The 20,954-nt window shown below is 58.6% G+C and carries 20 protein-coding genes; 5 read left to right on the forward strand and 15 right to left on the reverse strand.

Translation table 11 applies throughout. The features are described 5' to 3' along the window. Positions 1-15: 15 nt before the first annotated feature. The 6 genes from adhP to V4835_RS11550 form a co-directional block, all read right to left on the reverse strand. On the reverse strand, positions 16-1,026 hold the full coding sequence (gene adhP / locus V4835_RS11525) for an alcohol dehydrogenase AdhP (RefSeq protein WP_148241713.1): 1,011 nt from the start codon (positions 1,024-1,026) through the stop codon (positions 16-18). Positions 1,027-1,224: 198 nt separating this feature from the next. After that, a complete protein-coding gene (locus V4835_RS11530; protein WP_331412229.1) occupies positions 1,225-2,937 on the reverse strand; it encodes an ABC-F family ATP-binding cassette domain-containing protein in 1,713 nt (570 codons plus the stop codon). Positions 2,938-3,361: 424 nt separating this feature from the next. Continuing rightward, the gene (locus V4835_RS11535) at positions 3,362-5,059 is read right to left on the reverse strand and encodes an NAD-dependent malic enzyme (RefSeq protein WP_063142707.1); all 1,698 of its coding nucleotides are present in this window, start codon (positions 5,057-5,059) and stop codon (positions 3,362-3,364) included. A gap of 176 nt (positions 5,060-5,235) precedes the next feature. Next, positions 5,236-5,373 (reverse strand): stationary-phase-induced ribosome-associated protein, encoded by a 138-nt coding sequence (sra, locus tag V4835_RS11540; RefSeq protein ID WP_008501714.1) that lies wholly within the window; start codon positions 5,371-5,373, stop codon positions 5,236-5,238. Between the two features lie 95 nt (positions 5,374-5,468). Then, the gene (bdm, locus tag V4835_RS11545) at positions 5,469-5,684 is read right to left on the reverse strand and encodes a biofilm-dependent modulation protein (RefSeq protein WP_023335793.1); all 216 of its coding nucleotides are present in this window, start codon (positions 5,682-5,684) and stop codon (positions 5,469-5,471) included. 231 nt (positions 5,685-5,915) lie between these two features. Further along, positions 5,916-6,767 (reverse strand): Vmh family MBL fold metallo-hydrolase, encoded by an 852-nt coding sequence (locus V4835_RS11550; protein ID WP_063142708.1) that lies wholly within the window; start codon positions 6,765-6,767, stop codon positions 5,916-5,918. Positions 6,768-6,877: 110 nt separating this feature from the next. Between V4835_RS11550 and V4835_RS11555 the strand changes: the two genes are divergently transcribed. Further along, positions 6,878-7,753, forward strand: a complete 876-nt coding sequence (locus tag V4835_RS11555; RefSeq protein ID WP_063142709.1) for a LysR family transcriptional regulator — start codon at positions 6,878-6,880, stop codon at positions 7,751-7,753. A 7-nt stretch (positions 7,754-7,760) separates the two neighbouring features. On the opposite strand, the gene V4835_RS11560 is transcribed toward V4835_RS11555, so the two are convergent. Continuing rightward, entirely contained in the window at positions 7,761-8,720 is a 960-nt protein-coding gene (locus tag V4835_RS11560; RefSeq protein ID WP_063142710.1) for a hypothetical protein, read from the reverse strand. A gap of 115 nt (positions 8,721-8,835) precedes the next feature. On the opposite strand from V4835_RS11560, the gene V4835_RS11565 reads away from it, so the two are divergent. Next, positions 8,836-9,264 (forward strand): OsmC family protein, encoded by a 429-nt coding sequence (locus V4835_RS11565; RefSeq protein WP_331412230.1) that lies wholly within the window; start codon positions 8,836-8,838, stop codon positions 9,262-9,264. 23 nt (positions 9,265-9,287) lie between these two features. On the opposite strand, the gene V4835_RS11570 is transcribed toward V4835_RS11565, so the two are convergent. Next, the gene (locus V4835_RS11570; protein ID WP_063142712.1) at positions 9,288-10,193 is read right to left on the reverse strand and encodes a LysR family transcriptional regulator; all 906 of its coding nucleotides are present in this window, start codon (positions 10,191-10,193) and stop codon (positions 9,288-9,290) included. 114 nt (positions 10,194-10,307) lie between these two features. Between V4835_RS11570 and V4835_RS11575 the strand changes: the two genes are divergently transcribed. Further along, positions 10,308-11,057: an SDR family NAD(P)-dependent oxidoreductase gene (locus V4835_RS11575; RefSeq protein ID WP_008501706.1), complete on the forward strand. Its 750-nt coding sequence runs from the start codon at positions 10,308-10,310 to the stop codon at positions 11,055-11,057. Here V4835_RS11575 and V4835_RS11580 read toward each other — a convergent pair. From V4835_RS11580 to V4835_RS11610, 7 genes are read right to left on the reverse strand one after another with little or no spacing between them, the layout of a single operon-like run. Beyond that, positions 11,054-11,983: an ABC transporter ATP-binding protein gene (locus V4835_RS11580; RefSeq protein ID WP_063142713.1), complete on the reverse strand. Its 930-nt coding sequence runs from the start codon at positions 11,981-11,983 to the stop codon at positions 11,054-11,056. The two genes, V4835_RS11575 and V4835_RS11580, sit on opposite strands and share 4 nt — an antisense overlap. After that, positions 11,976-12,962 carry an ABC transporter ATP-binding protein gene (locus V4835_RS11585; protein ID WP_063142714.1) on the reverse strand — a complete coding sequence of 329 codons (987 nt, stop codon included), beginning with the start codon at positions 12,960-12,962 and terminating at the stop codon, positions 11,976-11,978. The genes V4835_RS11580 and V4835_RS11585 overlap by 8 nt, the downstream gene beginning before the upstream one ends. After that, positions 12,962-13,855, reverse strand: coding sequence for a D,D-dipeptide ABC transporter permease (gene ddpC / locus V4835_RS11590; RefSeq protein ID WP_047647662.1), 894 nt, complete (start codon positions 13,853-13,855; stop codon positions 12,962-12,964). The genes V4835_RS11585 and ddpC overlap by 1 nt, the downstream gene beginning before the upstream one ends. Further along, on the reverse strand, positions 13,852-14,874 hold the full coding sequence (locus V4835_RS11595; protein ID WP_063142715.1) for an ABC transporter permease: 1,023 nt from the start codon (positions 14,872-14,874) through the stop codon (positions 13,852-13,854). Before V4835_RS11595 ends, ddpC begins: the two co-directional genes overlap by 4 nt. A 23-nt stretch (positions 14,875-14,897) precedes the next feature. Beyond that, positions 14,898-16,430: an ABC transporter substrate-binding protein gene (locus V4835_RS11600; RefSeq protein WP_063142716.1), complete on the reverse strand. Its 1,533-nt coding sequence runs from the start codon at positions 16,428-16,430 to the stop codon at positions 14,898-14,900. 15 nt (positions 16,431-16,445) lie between these two features. Further along, positions 16,446-17,021 carry a D-alanyl-D-alanine dipeptidase gene (gene ddpX / locus V4835_RS11605; RefSeq protein ID WP_063142717.1) on the reverse strand — a complete coding sequence of 192 codons (576 nt, stop codon included), beginning with the start codon at positions 17,019-17,021 and terminating at the stop codon, positions 16,446-16,448. 12 nt (positions 17,022-17,033) lie between these two features. Beyond that, on the reverse strand, positions 17,034-17,888 hold the full coding sequence (locus tag V4835_RS11610; RefSeq protein ID WP_063142718.1) for a MurR/RpiR family transcriptional regulator: 855 nt from the start codon (positions 17,886-17,888) through the stop codon (positions 17,034-17,036). Positions 17,889-18,154: 266 nt separating this feature from the next. Between V4835_RS11610 and V4835_RS11615 the strand changes: the two genes are divergently transcribed. Beyond that, a complete protein-coding gene (locus tag V4835_RS11615) occupies positions 18,155-19,636 on the forward strand; it encodes an alpha/beta hydrolase (protein ID WP_063142719.1) in 1,482 nt (493 codons plus the stop codon). 95 nt (positions 19,637-19,731) lie between these two features. Next, positions 19,732-20,943: a diguanylate phosphodiesterase gene (locus tag V4835_RS11620; protein WP_331412231.1), complete on the forward strand. Its 1,212-nt coding sequence runs from the start codon at positions 19,732-19,734 to the stop codon at positions 20,941-20,943. Positions 20,944-20,954: the final 11 nt, after the last annotated feature.

Consider the following 20,954-nt stretch of genomic DNA (forward strand, 5'->3'; position numbering starts at 1 on the left):
CCCGGCGACAGGTGTTTACGAGCGGAGATCAATGACCATACGGCCACGAATCTGGCCCTGCTCCATCTCTTTAAAGATGGCGTTGATGTCCTCCAGCGGGCGCATCGTGACTTTCGGCACGACCTTACCTTCAGCGGCGAACTGGAAAGCTTCCTGCAGATCCTGACGGGTGCCGACCAGCGAACCTACCACCTGAATGCCGTCCAGCACCAGACGCGGAATGTCGAGACTCATCGCTTCCGGCGGCAGTCCAACCGCGACCACGCGGCCACCGGCACGCACGGCATCAACGGCGGAGTTGAATGCTGCTTTTGCAACGGCAGTAACGACTGCGGCATGCGCGCCGCCCGTTTTCTCCTGCACAATTTTAGCGGCATCTTCGCTGCGGGAGTTGATGGTTAAATCTGCACCCATGCTGGCCGCCAGCTTCAGCTGTTCGTCGTTAACGTCAAGGGCGATGACTTTGGCGTTAAAGACGTTTTTGGCGTACTGCAGCGCGAGGTTGCCCAGCCCGCCCAGCCCATAGATTGCAATCCACTGGCCCGGTTTGATACCCGAGACCTTCACCGCTTTGTAGGTGGTAACGCCAGCGCAGGTGATGCTGCTGGCCGCCGCCGAATCCAGGCCGTCCGGCACTTTTACCGCGTAATCCGCGGTGACGATGCACTCTTCCGCCATCCCGCCGTCAACGGAGTAACCGGCATTTTTCACATCGCGGCACAGGGTTTCGTTGCCGGTATTACAGTATTCGCAGTGGCCACAGCCTTCAAAAAACCAGGCCACGCTTGTGCGGTCGCCGACTTTCAGCGACTTCACGCCTGGGCCGACTTCTTTTACGATACCAATCCCTTCATGGCCCAGGATTACCCCGGTTTTATCGCCGAAATCACCGTTCTTCACGTGGAGATCGGTATGGCATACGCCACAGCATTCCATCTTCAGCAGGGCTTCCCCGTGCTTAAGCGGGCGTAATGTTTTTTCGGTGACGTTGACCTGGTGATCCTGAGTGACAACAGCAGCCTTCATGTGTATCTCCTTGTTCATGATAAGAATCTGTATAGCAGGTGTAGTACCCCTTAAGGATTGATACATTAGCCTGGTAATGCAAGGTTGCGGCAACATAATGTCATCATTTGATTCGATTGCTGATTAAGAATACGGCGTTCCTCTAATAATTTAGGGGGAAAATACTGGCCCGACGAGAGAGCCTCGCCGGGCGCAGCGTTACAGCTGTGCTTCTATCTCCTCAATCTCTTTACGCCATTGCGCCTGCAGCTGCGGCTTTTGATGCTTTGGCTTTCGCGCCAGATCGTCTTCCAGCAGCGTTTCCAGCGCGACCAGCCGTTCGAGCAGATCATCATACGGCGAGGATTGAACCGACGCAGTAGTGATAACAGGCGCGGTGGATGTCACCAGCCCCGCGCTTTCACGCAGGCGCTCAAACACCGCTTCTGCATCGTGCCACTCGCTCAGCTTTTCCTCTTCAATCAGCCAGAAACGGTTGCAGCTTTGGCTAATTAACTGACGGTCATGGCTGACCAGCAGCACGCCGCCTTCGAACTGCTGAAGGGTTTGTGCCAGCGCCTCTTTGCCTTCCATATCCAGGTGGTTGGTCGGCTCATCCAGCATTAGCAGGCTATAGCGGGCAAGCGTCAGGCCAACGAACAGCAGGCGCGAGCGTTCGCCACCGCTGAGCGTGCTGACCGTTTGCCCGTGACGCGCCCACGGGAAACCCGCGCTTATCAGCGCCATTTTGCGGTTCTGCGGATCCGGTGCGAAAGGCTCCAGCGCGTCGAGCAGCGTGGCGTTGTCCGCAAGCTGATGAAGCGTCTGGTCGTAATAGCCTGGCGACACGCGCGGATGGATTTTCAACCCGCTGTCTGCGGACTCTTCGGCGAACTGTTGCCAGATAAGCCTCATCAGCGACGACTTGCCGCAGCCATTACGACCGACAATCGCCACGCGATCGCCGCTTTTTAGCCGCGCCATGTCGATGTTAAACAGCGGCGGTAGCCCGGGTGCAGGCGGGACGCTGAGGTTTTCCATCTCCAGCAGACGGTCTGCCCGCAGCGCGTCGCCGCGCAGGGTTAACGTCCACGGGCTGCCTGCCGTGAGCGCCGTCTGGCTCTCCTTCAGCCGTTCGACCTGTTTTTCCATCTGTTTGGCTTTGCGGGCCAGGTCTTCGTTGTCGTAAACCTTGCCCCAGGTCGCCAGCCGCTTCGCGCTGGCGGTCACGCGGTCTATCTCCTTTTGCTCCGCCTTGTGGCGCTGCGCGTCGCTTTCATCCTTTGCTTCAAGCGCCTTGCGGGCGGCCGTGCAGGGAAGGGCGAAGTAGTGCAGCGTTTTATCGCGCAGGATCCAGCTGCCGTTGGTGACGGCATCCAGCAGCTGTCTGTCATGCGAGACCAGCACGAAGCTGCCCGACCAGTTCTGTAGAAAATGCTCCAGCCAGAGCATGGTCGGCAGGTCAAGGTGGTTGCTGGGTTCATCGAGCAGGAGCAGATCCGGCTCGTGAATCAGCGCCCGCGCCAGCAGCAGGCGGGTGTGTTGCCCGCCGCTCAGCGTGGCGGATTGCAGCATCATATCCTGCGGCGTGAAGCCCATGCTCGCCAGCAGCGTTTCGGCTTTCCAGCGCAGGCTATCGCGCTCGGCTAAAGGCAGCTGTGCGAGTACGGCATCCAGCATGGTCAGCGGGAAAATGGCGTCCGGGAGATGTTGTTCCACGCGCGCCATCAGGCAGTGCCCGGCCAGCGCTACCGTTCCGGCGGCGGGGGAGTCTGTGCCGTCCAGCACCTTCAGCAGCGTGCTTTTTCCGCAGCCGTTGTCGCCCAGCAGGCCAATGCGGTCGCCTTTTTTCAGCGTAAAGGAGAGTGAGTCGAAGAGCGTGCCAAACGCCGTATCAACGCGTAAAGATTGTGCAGTGAGTAAAGTGCTCATTGTTGCTTACCCAAGAGTTACAGGCATGTTTATGCCTCGTCAAACATCGCTGACGATAACTCAGTAAGCCCGAGAGAAGGGATTTCAGGGGTTGGTGTCTTCGCTCAAGCAGAAGTTATCGCAGCACGATACCGATAACGCTTGAGCTGGTGCGATCACCAAATGTATGTGAAACATTGAAAATTTCACGATACAGCATAATTGGCCTCCTTATATATTCAGTAGGTTAATGGATGAAAGGAGTGTAGCGGGGGAAAAGGGGTTTGGCTAGTGGGTATTCGATGGCGCGGTCTGTTGCCCTCACCCTAACCCTCTCCCACGGGGAGAGGGAAAACACCCCGCCCGTAGGCCCGGTAAGCGAAGCGCCACCGGGCGATTGGGCCGCACCGCGTCTCCCACAGGGAGAGGAAACGGTCGGGTCGAATTAAATCGAGGTACGGCGATAGCTGCGGTATTCAGGCTTCCAGAAGTTGTCGTCGATGGCCTGCTGCAGCGCGTCGGCAGAGGTTTTCACCGCCACGCCCTGCTGCTGCGCCATTTTGCCTACCGCAAATGCGATAGCGCGCGACACCTTGTGAATGTCTTTCAGCTCCGGCAGCACCAGCCCTTCACCGTTGTTGACCAGCGGAGAGTAGCCCGCGAGGGTTTCGCTCGCCGACATCAGCATTTCGTCGGTAATGCGGGACGCGCCGGAGGCGATCACGCCCAGACCAATGCCCGGGAAGATGTACGAGTTGTTGCACTGGGCAATCGGATAGGTTTTATCCTTCCACACCACCGGATCGAACGGACTGCCGGTCGCGACCAGCGCGTTACCTTCGGTCCAGGCAATGATGTCCTGCGGCGTTGCTTCCACGCGGGAGGTCGGGTTGGAAAGCGGCATCACGATAGGGCGCACGCAGTGCTTGTGCATCTCGCGAATAATCTCTTCGGTAAAGAGACCAGTTTGCCCGGAAACGCCGATAAGAATATCCGGCTTCACGTTGCGCACTACGTCCAGCAGGGAAAGGACTTCGTTGTCGGTATCCCAGTTTTTCAGGTTCTCACGTTTCTGCACCAGCTTGGTCTGGAACGGCAGCAGGTTTGGCATACCGTCGGTCAGCAGGCCGAAACGGTCAACCATAAAGACGCGGGAGCGGGCCAGCTCTTCGCTTAAGCCTTCACGCTGCGTCTGGGCGATAATCTGCTCGGCGATACCGCAGCCCGCAGAGCCTGCGCCCAGGAAGACGATTTTCTGGTAGCTCAGCTGGCTGCCGGCCGCGCGGCTGGCGGCGATAAGCGTACCCACGGTCACGGATGCGGTGCCCTGGATGTCGTCGTTAAAAGAGCAGATCTCATCGCGATAGCGGTTCAGCAGCGGCATCGCGTTTTTCTGCGCAAAGTCTTCAAACTGCAGCAGAACGTCCGGCCAGCGGTGCTTCACGGCCTGAATGAAATCGTCGACAAACTGATAGTACTCGTCGTCGGTAATACGCGGATGACGCCAGCCCATATAGAGCGGATCGTTGAGCAGCTGCTGGTTGTTGGTGCCGACGTCCAGCACCACCGGCAGGGTATATGCCGGGCTGATGCCGCCGCAGGCAGTGTAGAGTGAGAGTTTACCGATTGGGATCCCCATCCCGCCAATGCCCTGGTCGCCGAGGCCGAGAATACGTTCGCCGTCGGTCACCACAATCACTTTGATATTGTGGTTCGGCACGTTCTGCAGAATATCGTCCATGTTGTGACGGTTCTGATAAGAGATGAATACCCCGCGGGAGCGACGGTAGATCTCTGAGAAACGCTCGCAGGCCGCACCCACCGTCGGGGTGTAGATCACCGGCATCATCTCTTCAAGATGGTTCTGCACCAGGCGATAGAAGAGGGTTTCATTGGTGTCCTGAATGTTACGCAGGTAGATGTGTTTGTCGATTTCAGTTTTGAAACCCTGATACTGGATCCACGCGCGCTCCGCCTGTTCTTCAATGGTCTCAACCACTTCCGGCAGCAGGCCAAGCAGGTTAAAGCTGCTGCGCTCTTCCATGCTGAAGGCGCTGCCTTTGTTAAGCAGGGGGAATTCGAGTAGAACCGGTCCGGCGTATGGGATGTATAAGGAACGATGTTTTTTCAGTTTGTTGTCCATGTCACTCACTCTTTTTATGAAGATCCGTCCCTGACACTGCTGTTTGTCATCTTTCTGGCCTGTGCGCTGGGGTGCGGTCAGGCGGTATTATAAAGGAGCTGAATATTAATTACCGCAACACATAAACAAAAACACCACCGGGGTTACCGATGGTGTTCTGGATCTCAGTCTGGAACTTACTTGCCCGCGTGGCGTTTTCTGCCGGTGGCGTGAGTGACCTGCGTTTCATGGTCGCCTTCAATCACCACTTTACGCTGATTAGAAAGCTTGTAGTTCAGTCCCAGAATATGGCGTGCCTGACGGTTCGATTTCATGTTAACTCCTCAATCCTGTTGATAGTTTTAAGGACCAGTTTGCTTACGCAAACGAAATGTAACCCCTTAGGTTGCTGATCCAGCTTAGCAGGTTTTTACAAAGGTGCGTTTTGCCCGCTGACGACGTAGTTAATGGTCTGCTGGTAGATGTCACTGAGGATGTCATTATCCGTGGATTCCACCCACTTGGTGAGTTCCATCAAAATGTCATCTTCAGTCACAGCACCGTGCTCGGCGTGAAGACCCTGCGCAATCGCGTTAACGAGTTCAGGTTGTGCTGCTGTGGTATTAGCCGGGTAATAAGTAAACATGCTGCCTCCGTGTCGTTGTCTGTTTAATGGTACGGCTCGCAAAAATTTAATTCATAAACAGAATGGCAAATATTTCCCCGGTTGTGGCTCAGATTCATCTTAGAAATAAAAATGACATAAGTGTATGCTTTTATGTGCTTTTAGAAGGGAAGGATATATCGACGGGCAACAGTGTGGATATTATGAGAGTGCTCCTGCTATCACGAATATATAGCAGGAGCAGATGTTAAATTACCACTTCATTTCGCCGGTATTCACTTTGGCGCTTAATTCCAGCGAGCTCTCTTCCGCCAGGCCCGGATACTGTTTTTTCAGGGTGCTGATGACGCCCGCGGAGTCTTTATGCGCGGACAAGGCCTTTTCAAAGCGCTGCAGATAGTCGCGGGTAAAATCAATCGCGCCAGTGCCCGCCGGTGGCGTGCCCAGATAGTGGCCCGGGATCACGCGCTCTGGCTTGTGCGCGGCCATAGATTGCAGCGTTTCCTGCCACTGCTTGCGGCTTTCCGGGGTCTGGGTGTCTGCCGTCCAGACGTGAATGCCCCAGGCTACCCCGGTGCCGCCGAGGATCGTTTTTGCTGACGGGATCCACACATAGGCCGCATAGCCGTCTGGCTGCTCGATATCGACCTTTTCCCCGTCAACCATAAACGTTGTTGAGGCAAGCACCTGCGGGACGACCAGCTCCGTTGGCGCGCCGTCTTTCATCTGCGGGCCCCAGAAGGCGAGCTTGGCGTCTTTGGTGGCTTTGATATGGTCAACCACGTGCTGCGTGGCCACCACTTTGGCATTCGGGAAGGCTTTGACCAGCGGCTGCAGGCCAAAATAGAAATCCGGATCGCCGGAGGTGATCACAATCTTATTCAGGGTTTTACCGCTGCGGCGAATTTTCTCTACCAGCGCTTCGCCATCCTTCACGCTGAACTGCGCGTCAAACAGCACCGCCTCTTTCGGGCCGGAAACCAGCGTGGACGAGACCGGGAAAATGCCTTTTTCCTGCGGGTTATAGGTATCAACGTTCAACGTCGCGGCAAAAACAGCCGGCGTGATAAGGGTGGAAAGCAGGGCAAGGTGAGTGAGTTTCATGCTGTTGTCTCTGTTGTTCAGGAATGTGTCTATTGTACGGATATTCGCATTTGCCAGAATTCCTGAAACAAGACATGCTTAGTTTCATAAATCGAGCAAATGGAGCTTATATGGATCGCGTTATCGCCGCTCAGGTCTACAACCGGATATGCGAGCTGGGCAGTTTGAGCGCGGCGGCCCGCGCGTTGGGCATTTCCCGACCGATGGTAAGCCGCTACCTTGAACAAATGGAGAAGTGGGCGGGAACGCGGCTGGTAAACCGCTCCACGCGCAAGCTGACGCTGACCGCGGCAGGGGAAAAGGTGCTGCAAAAAACGCGGACGCTCTCGCAGATTTCACAGGAAATTGAAGGTCAGTCGGAGAAAGACTTGCCGTCCGGCACGCTGCGGGTGGCCTGCGCGCACTTTACCGCCATGCACCTGATTGCACCGGTTCTGCCCGGCCTGCTCTCGCGTTACCCGCAGCTGCGCATTGAGCTGGACGTGAATAACCACCCGGTCAGCCTGGTGGGAGAGCGCATTGACGTCGCCGTGCGCATTACCGACAACCCCGAACCCGGCATGATTGCCCGCCGGCTGGGGGAGTGTCGCTCGGTGCTCTGCGCCTCGCCGGACTATCTTGCACAGCACGGTACCCCCGTCAGCCCCGAAGAACTCGCGCAGCACAACTGCCTGCACTACAGCTTTTTCGCCGGGCAGTCCTGGCACTTCCTGACGCCGGAAGGTGAAAGCCTGAGCGTGGCCGTCAGCGGCAACCTGAGCGCCAGCATCTCTTCGCTGCTGATGGACGCGGCGATTAAGCACTGCGGTATCGCCATGCTGCCGGAGCGCGAAGCGTCTGCCGCGCTGGAGCAGGGATTACTGGTGCCGGTGCTGGAGGCCCTGGAGCCTAAACCGCTTGCCATCCATGGCATTTATCAGTCCCGGGAATACCAGCCTGCCGCGCTGCGCGTGTTTCTCGACGAACTTTCGCGCTACCTGGCATAAGAAGGGATCACTTCGCCTTTAGCCAGGGAGAAGACGTGCTCCAGAATATAATCTCGGCACCGAGATAACTTTCGCCGAAGCGGACAAATTCCGCTTTGGTGAACGGTTTTCCGGTCTGAGGATTCTTGTAGGTCAGGGTCGGTTCCTGAACCGCCATGGCGATGAGCGGCAGCGTCTGTTTATTTTTATTAAAGAAGGGATAGGCATTCTTCATGTGCGCCTTGCGGTTGGGAACAATGTCCGGCCCGCCCAGGCCGACATTGTTAGCGCTGGTATACGCAAACAGACGCCCCATGTAGCTGTGGTCATTATCCCACTCGCACGGCCAGAAGTTCACGTATTGCACCACGTGTGATTTCTGAAAAGCCTTTCGCGCAAAGGCCAGGTTTTCCATTTCTCCCGCGAAATAGCCGTCGCAGGTAAAACCGGCGGGCGGATTTTTTTCGTCGATATCAATGGCGGTTTCGGGCAGGTTTACCCCATACACCTCGCCATCAAAGCGTTTCGCAAGGGCGGCCAGCAGCGCCTGGTAGCGCTGGCGCACGGCGGGATCCCACTGACGCGCCACCCATCCTGAACCGACGGGCTTGCCTTCGCCGGGGTTATCGAACTGCGGCGCAATCCCGCCACCGTATCGCTTATCGTGCATCAGATAGTCCGGCACGTAGCGGGCGTCCGGCTCAAAGAAACGATCCTGGATTTGAATAAAGAGCTTTTTTCGGGCGGCCTTAACGCGCGCCAGATCCTGCTCAATCCGCGAGAAGTCATAGTTGTCCTTCTCGGGTTCCAGCAAGCGCCAGTTGTAAACGATCTGCACGCCGCCGATATCGCTTCGCGCAACAAGCGGAAACGCCGCGTCGAGATCGCCCGAGCTGGTATAGATAAAATTCTCCGGCGTTTTCGCCAGTGAAGACAGCGACAGAGCCAGCGTGGTTACGGCGACGGCCATCCTGAATTTTAGCGCCATATCATTATCCTTTTTGTCGGTACAGCAGGTGAAGGTCCTGGAATTGTCTGTGTTCCAGGGTGGGCCAGATGCGTAGTCTATACTTAACCCTTTGTAAGCCAAAAGGAGAGCAAGAATGACTATTCATAAGCACGGTTCGGCACACTGGTCTGGCGACATTAAGCGCGGAAAAGGAACGGTTTCCACCGAGAGCGGCGTTCTCAATCAACAGCCTTATGGTTTCAATACCCGCTTTGAGGGTGAAAAGGGGACCAACCCCGAAGAGCTGATTGGCGCGGCGCATGCGGCCTGCTTCTCAATGGCGCTGTCGCTGATGCTCGGGGAAGCGGGCTATACCGCCGATTCCATTGATACTACCGCGGACGTCTCTCTGGATAAAACCGACGGCGGCTTTGCCATCACTAAGGTTGCCCTGAAAAGCAAGGTCACCGTTCCCGGCATCGCCCCCCAGCAGTTCGATGGCATTATTCAGAAAGCAAAAGCGGGCTGTCCGGTATCGCAGCTCCTGAAAGCTGAGATTTCGCTGGACTATAAGCTTAACTAAGCCCCAGCCGGGTTCGCGCCCGGCTACCCCTTCAGCGCGGCGGGGAAAACCTCCGCCAGCCACGCGATAAATACCTTCAGACGGTGCGTCAAATGCCGGTTCTGCGGGTAAACCACATGAAACGGATAGGCGGCAGGGCGCCAGTCGCCCAGGATCGCCGTCAGCGTTCCCGCCTGCAGATACGACTTTGCCGAATACTCAAAGGTCTGAACGATCCCCAGCCCCGCTGCGGCAGCCGCCAGATGGGCATTACTTTCATTGACGCCGAGATAGTGCGGAATGTTGATTTCCAGCGCCTCGCCGTTTTCTCTGAAACGAATCGGAAATGCCCGCCCGGTGACGGGCGAAAGGTAGCTGATAAGCTTGTGCCCGTTGCACAGCTCCTGGGGATAGGCCGGGACGCCATGATTTTTGAGGTAACCCGGCGTTGCGCAGGTGACCATTTCCGCGTTACCGAGATGACGGGCGATGAGGGTCGAGTCGTCCAGCGGCCCGCCGCGGATCACGCAGTCTACGTTGCCGCTGATGAGATCGACCGGCCGGTCGGCCACGCCAAGGTCGATGCGGATATCCGGGTAGCGCCGCATAAAGTCCGGCAGCAGGGGGATGAGCACGTCCCGGGCGGTGGATCCGCCCACGTCAACCCGCAAATGCCCTTTTGGCGTCGCGCGGGAAACGCGAAACGAGGTGTCGATATCTTCGATATCAATCAGCACCCTGAGCGCTTTTTCATAGTATTCCATCCCTTCAGGCGTCGCGACCACCCGGCGAGTCGTCCGGTGCAGGAGACGTATCTCCAGGTGCGACTCAAGCGATTTAACCAGCTTGCTCAGCGTGGCGATCGGCATATTCAGCGAGTCCGCCGCGCGGGTAAAGCTTCCGGACTCCACGACCCGCGTGAAGGCGCGCATCGCCATGAGCTGGTCCATGATGACCTCTGATTATTTCTGTAGGTGAATAGTCATTTTCATTTTTGCCCATTTTTCACTAATGCCGCAAGGGCTAAAGTTTGTCCAACGCAAACCCAACAAAAGGTAAATGACATGAACACGACTCTCTCAGGAAAAATCGCACTGGTCACCGGCGGCAGCACAGGTATTGGTCTTGCCACGGCGCAGGAGCTGGCTGCGCAGGGCGCGAAGGTATACATCACCGGACGTCGCCAGGCCGAGCTGGACGCGGCGGTGGCTGAAATTGCTTCAACCGCGGTAGGCATTCGCGCGGACGTCTCTAAGCTTGCCGATCTGGACGAGGTCTATGCCCGGATAGCCAAAGAAGAAGGCCGTCTTGATATCCTGTTCGCCAATGCCGGGGGCGGCGATATGCTGCCGCTGGGCGCGATTACCGAAGAGCAGTTTGACCGTATTTTCGGCACTAACGTTCGCGGGGTGCTGTTTACGGTGCAGAAGGCGCTGCCGCTGCTCTCCGCCGGCTCTTCGATTATTCTGACCGGCTCGACGGTGTCCATTAAAGGGACGGCAAACTTTAGCGTCTACAGCGCCAGTAAGGCCGCCGTGCGCAACTTTGCCCGCTCCTGGGCGCTGGATTTGCAGGGCCGCGGGATCCGCGTCAACGTGGTGAGTCCGGGTCCAATCAAAACGCCGGGTCTCGGCGATCTGGTGCCGGAAGAACACCGTCAGGGGCTGTACGACGCGCTGGCCGCGCAGGTACCGCTTGGGCGTTTAGGCGCGCCGGGTGAGGTGGGTAAAGCGGTGGCGTTTCTGGCCTCCGACGCGGCCAGCTTTATTAACGCCACCGAGCTGTTTGTGGACGGTGGGATGGCGCAAATCTAATCCAGACTGCGCCAACATCGGACGTTACGGCCCTCGCGTGAGGGCTGTAACGGCTGGGGACGCTCACACCCCTGCGTTGCCATCGGACAACGGTCGCGGAAAAAACAGCCTTCGGGCAGATGACGGTTGCCGGGAAGCTCCGTTTTGCGCAAGGCCAGATTTTCATCCAGCGGTTCACCGGTGCGGGGAACCGAGTCGAGCAGCAGGCGGGTATAGGGATGGCGCGGCTCCCCCAAAACCTGCGCGGCGCTGCCCAGCTCCACAATCTGCCCAAGGTACATCACCGCCACGCGGTCGCTCATGTGTCTGACCACCGAGACGTTATGCGAAATTAACACGTAGGTCAGATTACGCTGCTGTTGCAGGTTCACCAGCAGGTTGAGGATTTGCGCCTGCACGGAGATATCCAGCGCGCTGGTGGGTTCATCAAGCACGATAATATCGGGGTCGGACGAGAGCGCCCGGGCGATGGCAATGCGCTGGCGCTGCCCGCCGGAGAAGGCGTGCGGAAGCCTGTCGAGATATTCCGGGCGAATGCCAACCTGCATCGCCAGATCCTCCGCCAGCTGGCGGCGCACGCGCTCGCTGCTGCGCTTTTGCACCCACACCGGCTCGGTGATGATGCGCCAGACCGGCAATCGCGGGTCGAGCGAGGAGAGCGGATCCTGAAACACCATCTGCATGCCGCCCGCGTGGAGCGCCCGCTGGCATGCGCCGGTGCTGGGCTTAAGCATGCCCATCAGCAGCTGGGCCAGCGTGCTTTTCCCGCAGCCTGATTCCCCGACAATGCCGAGCGTTTCACCCCGACGGATCTGGAGATCGAGCCCGTTGAGGGCATGGACCTGTTCCGTTACGCGCCCCAGCCAGTTTTTGCGCGCCGCAAAGTTCACGTGCACGCTATCCAGTTCCAGCAGTACATCAGACATGGTGTTTCTCCCGTTGCGGATACCAGCAGGCGGCCTGTTGGCCCTCTGCACCGTTGGGCTGTAAGCGCGGCGTTTCGCTGCATTTCGCCCCGGCGGCAAAGCAGCGCTCCCGGAAGGCGCAACCCTGCGGAAGCTGGCTGAGGTTGGGCACCGTGCCGGGGATGGCGGGAAGCAGAGCGCGCGGCTCGCCGTTTTCCGGCGAGCACTGCAGCAGGCCGATGGAATAGGGGTGCACGGGGCGGTGGATCAGCGTTTGCGTGGCACCGCTCTCAATCACGCTGCCCGCATACATCACGTACATTCTGTCGCAAAGCTGCGACACCACGGCCATATCATGGCTGATAAACAGCACCGAGGTACCGCTGGCTCGCGCCTTATGCTTCAGCAGGCGCAGCACCTGGAGCTGGACGGTAACGTCCAGCGCGGTGGTCGGCTCGTCGGCGACGATCAGCTCCGGCTCGCAGGAAAAGGCAAGGGCGATCATCACCCGCTGGCGCATGCCGCCGGACAGTTCAAACGGATAACGCTCCATGACCTGCTTCGCGTCCGGGATTTGCATCTCTTCCAGCAGGGTAATCGCCTTCTGCTGCGCCTCGCGCCGCGAAAGCGGCTGATGCTGGCGGATCACCTCTACCATCTGTTTGCCAATCCGCCGCGTCGGGTTGAGGGCGGTCATGGGCTCCTGAAAAATCATCGCTACTCTGGCTCCGCGCCACTGGCGAAGCTGCTTCTCGGACGCCGTCAGGACATTTTCGCCGAGTAACGTCACCTGACCATGGTGAATGCGGTAGCTCCCTTCCGGCAGCAGGCGCATGGCGAGCATGGCGGTCACCGATTTACCCGACCCCGACTCGCCCACCACGCCGACAATTTCGCCCCTGCCGATCTCCAGCGAGACGTGGTTCAGCGCGTGGACCTCACCGCGAAAAATCGGGAAGCTCAGGTGCAGGTCTTCAATACGTAATACCGGTTCGGTCATCACTGTTTTCCTCCCGACTTCGGATCCAGCAGGTCGCGGATTCCGTCGCCAAACAGGTTAAAGCCCACGGCGGTAATTAAAATCGCCGCACCGGGAAAGGCGCAGTACCACCACTGGTCCAGGACGTAGTTACGGCCAACGGCCACCATCGCCCCCCATTCGGCGGTGGGCTGCTGCGCGCCCAGGCCAATAAACCCCAGCGTGGCGGCCATCAGAATGGCGCTGCCGATATCCAGCGAAGCCTGCACAATCAGCGGCGGCAGGGCGTTGCGCAGGATATGCCAGCGGATCAAATGCCAGCGGGACGCGCCAAACGTGCGGGCGGCCTGGACGTAGGTAAACTGGCGCACCACCAGGGTTTGCCCGCGCGCCAGCCGGACGTAAAACGGGATGCGGACAATCGCAATCGCCAGCATGGCGTTAAACAGGCTCGGACCGAGCGCGGCGGCCAGCGCCATGGTCAGCACCAGGGAGGGAATGGAGAGCATAATGTCCATCACCCGCATGATGATGGCGTCGCCGCGCCCGCCCAGCACGCCGGACAAACAGCCCAGCAGCGAGCCGATGCCGCCCGCAATCACCACCACCGCCAGCCCGGCGGTAATCGACTGCTGGCTGCCCGTCAGCACGCGGCTGAACAGGTCGCGACCTACCTCATCGGTGCCAAACCAGTGTTGCGCAGAAGGCGCCTGCAGGCGGGCGGTCAGATCCAGCGCGTTCGGGTCATGTGGCACAATCCACGGCGAGGCCACCATCAGGAAGAGCATCGCAATCATAATGACGCCGCCAACGATCGTGAGCGGGCTTTGACGCAGCATCCAGAACAGCTTTGCCCAGTTGATGCGTTGTCTGGCGGTTTTAACCGGGACGGGCGTTTCCTGCGTTAACATCATTCGGCACCTCCGCGCCCGATTCGCGGGTCAATCCACAGGTAAAGCAGATCGACCACCAGATTAACCAGCACGTAGGCCAGCGAAACGACGACGGCAAAGCCCATCACGGCAGGGAAATCGAGCGCCTGAATGGACGTCACCACCCAGGCGCCCATGCCCGGCCAGGCAAAGACGGTTTCGGTCAGCACGGCGCCGTAAAGCAGATCGCCCAGCGCCAGCCCGAGCACGGTAATGGACGGGATCATTGCATTGGGCAGGGCGTAGCGCAGGACGATGTACCAGCCGGGCAGGCCGCTGGCGCGCGCGGTGCGGATGTAGTCCTCGCTAAGCTGCTCCAGCATCGCCGAGCGAACCTGGCGCGCCACAATCCCCAGGTGAACAAACGCCAGCGTCAGCGAGGGTAAAATCAGGTGCTGAAGCGCATTGAAAAAGACCTCACCGTTGCCCTCCAGCAGCGCGTCCAGCAGATAAAACCCGGTGACGCGCGTCGGGGGATCGAGCCAGTCGTCCAGCCTGCCGCCGCCGGGCAGAATCTGCAGGTGCCCGTAGAACAGCACGATGACGCCCAGCCCAAGCCAGAAGGCCGGCGTGGAGATCCCGGTCATCGCCATTAAACGCACCAGGTGATCCAGCCAGCGGTTGCGGTACACCGCCGATAAAATCCCCAGCGGCACCCCGATGATCAGCGCCAGCAGCAGAGAACAAAAGGCCAGCTCCAGCGTGGCGGGGAAAAAGGCCTTCAGGTCTTCGGCGACCGGACGCCCGGTACGGATGGACGTGCCTAAATCACCGTGCGCCAGGGCGTCCACGTAGCGGCCAAACTGTATATACAGCGGCCGATCCAGCCCTAGCTGCTGGCGGATGTTCTGCACGATTTCGTCGCTGGCGCGATCGCCGGCCAGCAGACGGGCCGGATCGCCGGGGATCAGGTGCGAAATAATAAAGGTGATAATACAGACACCGGCCACCACCAGGAGTAACCCCCAGCAGCGCTGGCGCACGATGCTCCAGAACGTCATACACTTTCCCCCGGCGAGAACCGTTATTTGCTCATGGTGGCGATGTTGAACACCTGCTCGAGCATCGGATTAAAGGTGAAGCCTTTGACCTCTTTGTTCATCGCCAGCTGGTAGTTTTTCTGGAACAGATAAACGTAGGCCGCCTCGTCGATGACCACCTTTTGCGCCTGCTGGTAATCTTTGGTGCGTTCCGCCTGATCGGTCGTTTTCAGCGCCGCCTGCAGCAGGGAATCGACCTCTTTGTTCTCATAGAACGAACGGTTGCCCGGCAGCCCTTTTTTGTCCGATTCGAACCAGTAGTTCATGAACATGTACGGGTCGGCGAAGTCGGGACTCCAGTTGCCGATGGCAATGTCGTAATCGCCTTTGCCCACGCGGTCACGCATGGTGGCGTTTGCCAGTTTTTCCAGCTTGACGTTAACCCCGAGTTTGCCGAGGCTGGCCTGAGTGGAAAGGGCGATCGGCTCCCAGTTCGGGTCGTTATCCGAATAGAGGAAGGTCAGGCTGGCGGGTTTGTCTTTGACCTTCTCCAGCGCCGCTTTGGCTTTCGCCTCATCGAAGCTGTACTGCATGGCCGTCGCGTCAAAGCCCCACATGCCTTCCGGGATCGGGCCGCGCATCTGCTTGCCGTTGCCGCTCAGGATGCCTTTCACCATCCCCTGGTAATCCGTCGCCCAGGAGATGGCCCGGCGTAAATCCACCTGATTGAGCGGCGCTTTACCGTTGTTGAGATAGAGGTAAGTCACGCGCAGGGACGGATATTCCGCGACGGCGACTTTGCCTTCCTGCTTCAGGGCCGCAAGCTGATCGACCGGCAGGGCGTCGGCAATGTCCAGATCGCCGCGGGAAAGCTGCAATCGGCGCGAGGCGCTTTCACCGATAATTTTCACCGAGACGCGCTTAAAGTGCGGCTTCTCACCCGGCCAGTGGGGGTTTGGTACCAGGATCAGCTGCTGGCCTTTCTGCCAGCTTTTGAGCATAAAGGGCCCGGAGCCGGCGGTGTTTTGCGCCAGAAAACCGCGCGCATCGTCCGCCGCATTGGCCTTCAGCACCGCCGGGTTAATGATGGACGCCCCGTCGTTTGCCAGCGTATACAGGAAAGGCGCGAACGGCTGGCTGAGGGTGAACTTCACCGTATGGTCATCAACGGCATCAATTTTCAGGTCTTTCGGGAAGGCTTCAGACGGCCCCTGGCCGAGCTTCAGCAGGCGTTCAAAAGAGAGTTTTACTGCTTCCGCGGTGACCGGCGTGCCGTCGGAGAATTTCGCGTTATCCGCCAGGGTAAAGGTCCACTCTTTCTGGTCGTCGGACGCCTTCCAGCCCGTCGACAGATCGCCTTTCACCTCGGTAGAGCCCGGCTTGTACTTGACCAGACGCTGGTAGGACGGATAGGTGACGGTCCAGTCGTTGTTATCAATGGTGATGGCAGGATCGAGCGTTTGCGGATCGGCGGCTTTGCCGATTGCCAGCATGTCTTTCGGGACGGCAGCCAGCGCCAGCGGGGCGCTCAGGGCCAGCGTGGCGGCAATTACGGTCGAGAGAAGCGATGTTTTCATGGCAGTGCTCCAGGTTTAAAGAGAGGTGTGCGTCAGGGGAAAACAGGCAAAACGGTCGTCAAGCAGCGGGTAGCTGGCGGCGTTCGGCAGTTCGAAGTGCCACCATTCGCTGCTGATACCGACAAAACCGCCGCCGAACATGATGGCGTTCAACAGCAGACGGTTGCGCTGGGCGTGCGGCTGCACGGAGGGGTGATACGGATGCGATCGGTCATGCATTTCGTCAAAACCTGCCCCCATATCCAGCACGGCGTTATGTTCATCCATCAGGGTGACGTCGATGGCCGTACCGCGGCTGTGATTGGAGCCAATCGTCACGTCGACCACGTATTCCGGGTTCGGGCAGGCATCCCACAGCTGAGCCTGCGCCTGCTGCGGCCGATAGGCGTCGTAGACCATCAGCTTCAGCCCGGCCAGGGAGGCAATGCTGATGGCTTTTGCCAGCGCGGTGGCCGCATCGGTATGCAGCAGGCACAGCGCCTCCTGATAGATCGGGCGGCCGGTGATGTTGTCGGCGGTGGCGTATTTCAGATCGATATGCAGCGTGGGAAACGTCTTCGCTACATCAATCAGTTCACTCTCTTCGGGCATAGCTCCGCTCCTTTAGCGTTCGAATTGACCAAACTCTTGTTGTAATTGTCGGTTGACCGCCAGACGCGCCGGGAGCGCGTCACCCAGCGCTTCCGCCACGCCCGACAGCAGCAGGTTGAACAGGCAGCTCACGGGGGCAAGTGAATCCCAGAAATGACCGGTATCGGTTTTCACCTGCAGTAAATCAATCGGGTAATCCCGCGCCCACGGGCACCAGATGTCGGTGATCAAGGCCAGCGGAATGCCTTTCTCGCTGGCGACGCGGCAGTACTGGCGGGCCATCGAGGAGTAGGTGCGCGTGTCGGTCAGCACAACGTACGGGTGCGAAAACCCCGAGTTCAGGGATTCTACCCAGCTGCCGGACGCCCCCTCCGAATAGCTCACGCGCGGGCGGAGGTACTCAAGGTGGCTGAAGAAGGCGTTGGCAATCCCGCGCGTGGACTGGATCCCCAACACAAACACCGCGTCGGCGTGGGCGAGGTTGTGCACCACCTGACGGAAGGCGTCCGTTTGCGCCAGCTGGTACACCTGCGTGATGGCATCCACTTCCAGCGACAGGGCATGCTGAAGGCGGCTGGAAAGGGGGCGCTGCTGCTGCCAGGAGTCCAGCCGCTCGTTCATGCCCCAGGGCTGATACGGATCGCGCAGGCTCTTTTTGGCATCTTCCAGGTTGCGATACCCCAGCTTGCGCAGGAAGCGTCCAACGGTAATTCCGCTGGTCCCGCTTGCCTGACCCACGCTCTCAGCCGTTTCAAACGGGATTTGCGCGGCGTGCGCCAGCAGCCAGCTCCCGACCCGCTTTTCGCTGGGCGTGAGCTGGCTGAACGTCGCTTCGATACGGCTTAACATCTCAGGTTTCGTCGTCATACCGCCTCGCTGTTAACAGGCTGTCAATGGCTGAGTTTGTGTTACCTGGTTAACAATGCATGACGCGTGCCATATTCACAGGGCGGGTTAAACCCGCTGTGCAGTAAACTTCATGCAATAATTGTTTAACCAATGATCAACATTTGTGCAGCGTAGTTCACTTTTGGTGCACTGTCTGACGCGGCAGGTATGAATTTGGTGAATACGTCAGTCCGTTCACATTTTTGATAAGATAGATGTACTGTGAACATACAAGGGATCCCGGCATGGCAAATCTGCCCTGGCGAGTCAGCGTGCGCCTGATGACGCTTGCAAAGAAAATAGGGATGGTCGTAGGGATCGTCCTGCTCGTCCTGCTGGCGGTGCGGGTCTATCTCTCACAGCAGGGACCGGAACTGCACCTCTGGCATACCTGGCGGGCCGACGAGATGTCCGTGCGCGAGATGGATAACGCCAATTTTGCCGGGTATATCGCCCGGGAAAACGCTATTTTTGCCGATCTCGATCGCGCGGTGACGGCGAAAACAGAGGGCGAGGAACGTTCGCCGTTAAACCGCTTTTATCGCCAGAGCCTGGTGTGGCCCGGTCAGTTTGCTCCCGATGCCAACCGCTCGTTTGTGCTGATGCCTGCCGGAAAGCCCCGCGGCGCGGTAGTGCTGCTGCACGGTTTGACGGACTCGCCTTACAGCGTCAGGCGCCTTGCGGTGAACTATCAGCAACGCGGTTTTGTCGCGGTAGTCCCGCGCCTGCCCGGGCACGGCACCGCGCCCGGCGCGCTGACGGACGTTGACTGGGAGATGTGGCTGGCGGCGACGCGTCTGGCGGTGCGGGAAGCCACGCGTCTGGCGGGTGAGGCTGTGCCGCTGCATCTGGTGGGCTACTCCAACGGCGGGGCGCTGGCGATGAAATATACCCTCGATGCGCTGGACGCGCCTGCGCTTCGTCGACCGCAGCAGGTGATACTGCTCTCACCGATGATCGGCGTGACGGCCTTTGCGCGCTTTGCCGGTTTCGCCGGGCTACCGGCGCTGCTGCCGGCGTTTGCCAAAGCGGCGTGGCTGAATATCGCGCCGGAATATAACCCGTATAAATATAATTCGTTCCCGGTGAACGCCGCCCGCCAGTCGTGGCTGCTGACGAAGGCTCTTCAGGAGCAGATGGGCCGCGAGGCGCGGGAGCAACGGCTGGCACAGCTGCCGCCGGTGCTGGCGTTCCAGTCGGTGATGGATTCTACGGTCAGCACCCGCGCGGTGGTGACCGGCCTGTTTGACCAGCTTCCGGCAAACGGCAGCGAGCTGGTGGTGTTTGACATCAACCAGGCCGCGAGCTTCCGCCCGCTGTTCAAACCGTCGTCCTGGACGGCAACCTCGGCGCTGCTGCCGGTTGCGCAGAGACGTTACGGTGTCACGGTTATTACTAATGCGGACGCACACAGCTTCTCGACGGTGGCAAAAATTACCCCGGCAGGCAGCACCCGGGAGACGGTGGTGCCGCTTGCGCAGGCCTGGCCGCAGGATGTCTATTCGCTATCGCATGTTGCGGTGCCGTTCCCGCCGGATGACGATCTCTATGGCCGTGAGCCTGGGGTGAAAAACCGCTACGGCATCAGCCTGGGGACAATTGCGCTTTGGGGCGAAACCTCCGTATTGAGCGTCGGAAAAGAGGCGCTGATGCGGGTCACCTCAAACCCGTTCTACGACTATATGCAGGAGAGGATTAACAGCCGGATCGGGGACGGGGAAAAGTAACGTTCCCCTGTGGCGTGAATATGTTAGGTCGCATTGATTAAGTATGTTAAATAATAGCTTTAAGGCACCTCTCTTTCTCATTGGAACCTATTTTTGTGCTGACGACTCTGATTTACCGAAGCCAGTTGAATTTATCCCGCCCCTCCACCGAGCTGCGGGAGCTGGTGGAGCGCGCCAGAGGCCGTAACGCAAAGCTGAACATTACCGGCGTACTCCTTGCTAAAGGGAGCGACGTTCTGCAAATCCTGGAAGGGTCGGAAGAGAGCGTGGTTAAACTGTTCCATAAAATCCGTGATGATAAGCGGCACAGTGGGGTGGTTGAACTGATGCGGGATTACGGCCCGCGCAGACGCTTCGAAAACGTCGGGATGCTGCTGTTCGATCTGCAAACGCAGTCGCCGAAAGAGGTGCTGCAGTCGGTCCTGCACTACAGCAAGCTGGACAGCTATCTCACCTCCGACGATCGGGTATTCAAATTTATTCAGACGTTTATTATGGGCAAACGTCCGACCCCGTCGGGGGCGCGCTACGTCCCTGAAAAATGGACGCTGTCACCCGAGGCGTTACCCTTTGGCGAACGTCTGGGGCTGATGGCTAACCAAACCTGTCAGTTTGCGCTCCAGCCCATCGTTGAGCCCTCGGAAGGGAAGATCAGCTCGCTGGAAGCCCTTATTCGCGGCAACGACGGCGGCAGCCCTGAGCATTTCTTCAGCACCCTCGACCCGGACAAACTCTACGAAGTCGATCTCCAGACCAAAGCGTATGCCTTTGCGCTGGCGGAAAAACTGGGGATTGGCAGCCATAAAATTGCGGTCAATCTGCTGCCGATGTCGCTGGTGAATGTCCCCGGCGCAGTGGAATTTCTGGTCGCTCAGATTAAAAAACATGGTCTTCAGCCGGAGCAGGTGGTGATTGAAGTCACCGAAAACGAGATGATCTCCGGCTTCAACCAGTTTAACAGCGCCATTAAGCAGCTTCGCGGCGAGGGCGTGGGTCTGGCGATCGATGATTTTGGTTCCGGCTATGCCGGTCTTTCGCTGCTGACCCGCTTCCAGCCGGATAAAATTAAGATCGACCGGGAGATTGTCAGCAATATCCACCTCAGCGGCCCGAAGCAGGCGATTGTGCGCTCCATCGTCAGCTGTTGCTCCGATCTCGAAATTACCCTGGTGGCCGAAGGGATCGAGAAGATAGAGGAGTGGTGCTGGCTCGAGTCTGCCGGTATCCGTCGTTTCCAGGGCTTTCTGTTCGCCCGTCCGCAAATTAATGGCGTCGGTGATATTCACTGGCCGCATCTGGTGCGTTAAGCCAAATTTCC

Origin of the sequence: Enterobacter cloacae complex sp. CARB60, assembly GCF_036487345.1 — a bacterium.
Taxonomy (GTDB): domain Bacteria; phylum Pseudomonadota; class Gammaproteobacteria; order Enterobacterales; family Enterobacteriaceae; genus Enterobacter; species Enterobacter asburiae_D.

Bases quoted from the DNA above. Each gene is read 5' to 3' on its own strand.
- adhP (WP_148241713.1), bottom strand. From the start codon at position 1,026: ATGAAGGCTGCTGTTGTCACTCAGGATCACCAGGTCAACGTCACCGAA.
- V4835_RS11530 (WP_331412229.1), bottom strand. From the start codon at position 2,937: ATGAGCACTTTACTCACTGCACAATCTTTACGCGTTGATACGGCGTTT.
- V4835_RS11535 (WP_063142707.1), bottom strand. From the start codon at position 5,059: ATGGACAACAAACTGAAAAAACATCGTTCCTTATACATCCCATACGCC.
- sra (WP_008501714.1), bottom strand. From the start codon at position 5,373: ATGAAATCGAACCGTCAGGCACGCCATATTCTGGGACTGAACTACAAG.
- bdm (WP_023335793.1), bottom strand. From the start codon at position 5,684: ATGTTTACTTATTACCCGGCTAATACCACAGCAGCACAACCTGAACTC.
- V4835_RS11550 (WP_063142708.1), bottom strand. From the start codon at position 6,767: ATGAAACTCACTCACCTTGCCCTGCTTTCCACCCTTATCACGCCGGCT.
- V4835_RS11555 (WP_063142709.1), top strand. From the start codon at position 6,878: ATGGATCGCGTTATCGCCGCTCAGGTCTACAACCGGATATGCGAGCTG.
- V4835_RS11560 (WP_063142710.1), bottom strand. From the start codon at position 8,720: ATGGCGCTAAAATTCAGGATGGCCGTCGCCGTAACCACGCTGGCTCTG.
- V4835_RS11565 (WP_331412230.1), top strand. From the start codon at position 8,836: ATGACTATTCATAAGCACGGTTCGGCACACTGGTCTGGCGACATTAAG.
- V4835_RS11570 (WP_063142712.1), bottom strand. From the start codon at position 10,193: ATGGACCAGCTCATGGCGATGCGCGCCTTCACGCGGGTCGTGGAGTCC.
- V4835_RS11575 (WP_008501706.1), top strand. From the start codon at position 10,308: ATGAACACGACTCTCTCAGGAAAAATCGCACTGGTCACCGGCGGCAGC.
- V4835_RS11580 (WP_063142713.1), bottom strand. From the start codon at position 11,983: ATGTCTGATGTACTGCTGGAACTGGATAGCGTGCACGTGAACTTTGCG.
- V4835_RS11585 (WP_063142714.1), bottom strand. From the start codon at position 12,962: ATGACCGAACCGGTATTACGTATTGAAGACCTGCACCTGAGCTTCCCG.
- ddpC (WP_047647662.1), bottom strand. From the start codon at position 13,855: ATGATGTTAACGCAGGAAACGCCCGTCCCGGTTAAAACCGCCAGACAA.
- V4835_RS11595 (WP_063142715.1), bottom strand. From the start codon at position 14,874: ATGACGTTCTGGAGCATCGTGCGCCAGCGCTGCTGGGGGTTACTCCTG.
- V4835_RS11600 (WP_063142716.1), bottom strand. From the start codon at position 16,430: ATGAAAACATCGCTTCTCTCGACCGTAATTGCCGCCACGCTGGCCCTG.
- ddpX (WP_063142717.1), bottom strand. From the start codon at position 17,021: ATGCCCGAAGAGAGTGAACTGATTGATGTAGCGAAGACGTTTCCCACG.
- V4835_RS11610 (WP_063142718.1), bottom strand. From the start codon at position 17,888: ATGACGACGAAACCTGAGATGTTAAGCCGTATCGAAGCGACGTTCAGC.
- V4835_RS11615 (WP_063142719.1), top strand. From the start codon at position 18,155: ATGGCAAATCTGCCCTGGCGAGTCAGCGTGCGCCTGATGACGCTTGCA.